This window comes from Streptomyces sp. NPDC021093, from assembly GCF_044333135.1.
Lineage (GTDB): Bacteria > Actinomycetota > Actinomycetes > Streptomycetales > Streptomycetaceae > Streptomyces.
The window spans coordinates 1-1,990 of sequence record NZ_JBIRQJ010000024.1 but is presented as its reverse complement, the minus strand read 5'-3'; the positions used below and the strand labels follow the sequence as shown (position 1 = coordinate 1,990).

Annotated in this window: 1 rRNA gene (cut by a window edge); it reads right to left on the bottom strand. The window is 57.1% G+C overall.

From position 1 onward, the window contains the following. A 23S ribosomal RNA gene (locus ACH4SP_RS42470) occupies nucleotides 1-1,933 on the bottom strand (it extends 1,271 nt beyond the left edge of the window). Nucleotides 1,934-1,990: the final 57 nt, after the last annotated feature.

The following is a 1,990-nucleotide window of genomic DNA, read 5'->3' as shown; positions in this document are numbered from 1 at the left end:
CTAGTGATGGCCCCCCTTCTCCCGAAGTTACGGGGGCATTTTGCCGAGTTCCTTAACCATAGTTCACCCGAACGCCTCGGTATTCTCTACCTGACCACCTGAGTCGGTTTAGGGTACGGGCCGCCATGAAACTCGCTAGAGGCTTTTCTCGACAGCATAGGATCATCCACTTCACCACAATCGGCTCGGCATCAGGTCTCAGCCTCAATGTGTGACGGATTTGCCTATCACACGGCCTACACCCTTACCCCGGGACTACCACCGCCCGGGCTGGACTACCTTCCTGCGTCACCCCATCGCTTACCTAGTACAGATCTGGGTCGCCGGCTCCACCACTTTCCTTTCCCCGAAGGGTCCGGAACGGCTTCACGGGCTCAGCATCGTCTGATTCAGTATTGGGCGTTTCAAAGCGGGTACCGGAATATCAACCGGTTGTCCATCGACTACGCCTGTCGGCCTCGCCTTAGGTCCCGACTTACCCTGGGCAGATCAGCTTGACCCAGGAACCCTTAGTCAATCGGCGCACACGTTTCTCACGTGTGTATCGCTACTCATGCCTGCATTCTCACTCGTGAACCGTCCACAACTCGCTTCCGCGGCTGCTTCACCCGGCACACGACGCTCCCCTACCCATCCATACAGGCGTTGGCCCTGTTGTATGAATGACACGACTTCGGCGGTACGCTTGAGCCCCGCTACATTGTCGGCGCGGAATCACTTGACCAGTGAGCTATTACGCACTCTTTCAAGGGTGGCTGCTTCTAAGCCAACCTCCTGGTTGTCTCTGCGACTCCACATCCTTTCCCACTTAGCGTACGCTTAGGGGCCTTAGTCGATGCTCTGGGCTGTTTCCCTCTCGACCATGGAGCTTATCCCCCACAGTCTCACTGCCGTGCTCTCACTTACCGGCATTCGGAGTTTGGCTAAGGTCAGTAACCCGGTAGGGCCCATCGCCTATCCAGTGCTCTACCTCCGGCAAGAAACACACGACGCTGCACCTAAATGCATTTCGGGGAGAACCAGCTATCACGGAGTTTGATTGGCCTTTCACCCCTAACCACAGGTCATCCCCCAGGTTTTCAACCCTGGTGGGTTCGGTCCTCCACGACCTCTTACAGCCGCTTCAACCTGCCCATGGCTAGATCACTCCGCTTCGGGTCTAGAGCGTGCAACTCAACCGCCCTGTTCGGACTCGCTTTCGCTACGGCTTCCCCACACGGGTTAACCTCGCTACACACCGCTAACTCGCAGGCTCATTCTTCAAAAGGCACGCAGTCACGACTGCCATTCCGAAGAATGACAGCGACGCTCCCACGGCTTGTAGGCACACGGTTTCAGGTACTATTTCACTCCGCTCCCGCGGTACTTTTCACCATTCCCTCACGGTACTATCCGCTATCGGTCACCAGGGAATATTTAGGCTTAACGGGTGGTCCCGCCAGATTCACACGGGATTTCTCGGGCCCCGTGCTACTTGGGTGTCTCTCAAACGAGCCGTTGATGTTTCAGCTACGGGGGTCTTACCCTCTACGCCGGACCTTTCGCATGTCCTTCGCCTACACCAACGGTTTCTGACTCGTCTCACGCTCGGCAGAACGTGAAAGAGAGATCCCACAACCCCGTATGCGCAACCCCTGCCGGGTATCACACGCATACGGTTTGGCCTCATCCGGTTTCGCTCGCCACTACTCCCGGAATCACGGTTGTTTTCTCTTCCTGCGGGTACTGAGATGTTTCACTTCCCCGCGTTCCCTCCACATACCCTATGTGTTCAGGTATGGGTGACAGCCCATGACGACTGCCGGGTTTCCCCATTCGGACACCCCCGGATCAAAGCTCGGTTGACAGCTCCCCGGGGCCTATCGTGGCCTCCCACGTCCTTCATCGGTTCCTGGTGCCAAGGCATCCACCGTGCGCCCTTAAAAACTTGGCCACAGATGCTCGCGTCCACTGTGCAGTTCTCAAACAACGACCAGCCACCCATCACCCC